Origin of the sequence: Kitasatospora nipponensis (assembly GCF_039528135.1) — a bacterium.
Classification (GTDB): domain Bacteria; phylum Actinomycetota; class Actinomycetes; order Streptomycetales; family Streptomycetaceae; genus Kitasatospora; species Kitasatospora nipponensis.
In genome coordinates, this window is record NZ_BAAALF010001028.1 from 1 (window position 1) to 555 (window position 555).

1 protein-coding gene is annotated in these 555 nt (G+C 71.0%); it reads right to left on the reverse strand.

Annotation, left to right across the window (positions count from 1 at the left end):
• On the reverse strand, positions 1 to 514 hold a 514-nt coding region (locus ABD323_RS44685; protein ID WP_344447690.1), incomplete at its 3' end, for a TetR/AcrR family transcriptional regulator.
• Positions 515 to 555 lie beyond the last annotated feature (41 nt).

Sequence of the window (555 nt, forward strand, 5' to 3'; positions counted from 1 at the left end):
CCGTGAAGAGGTTGACGCCGAGGTAGAAGGTGATGGCGGCGTTGGCGAGGTCCCGGGGTGGGGTGAGCCTGGCCAGCGGGGTGCCGCCGATCACCCGCTCGAGCGTGGTCTCGACGAAGTTCAGCCAGGGTTCGGCGCGTTCGGAGACGGCGGTGCGCAGCTCGGGCCGGGCCAGGGCGGCGCCGACCAGTTCGGAGAACATCGTGAGGTGTCCGCCGTCGAGGTCGTCGCGGTAGATCTGTTCGGCGGCGGCGGTGAGCTCCTCCAGGGTGCGGACCTCCGCGACGGTGACCACGTGCCGGGCCATCCGGGCTTCGGAGACCCGGTCGAAGGCGGCCAGCAGCAGCGGGTCGCCGCCGCCGAAGTGGTAGAAGACCAGGGCGGAGTTGACGCCCGCCTCCTTCGCGATCACCCGGGCGCTGGACCCCGCGTAGCCGTGGGTCCGGAGGACCCGCGTCGCGGCCTCGATCAGCCGTTCCCTGGTCTGCGCCCCGCTGTCCGCAGTCGCCGCCATGCACTTACCCCCCGTCGCTAGGTTCGTTCATCATACGGGTT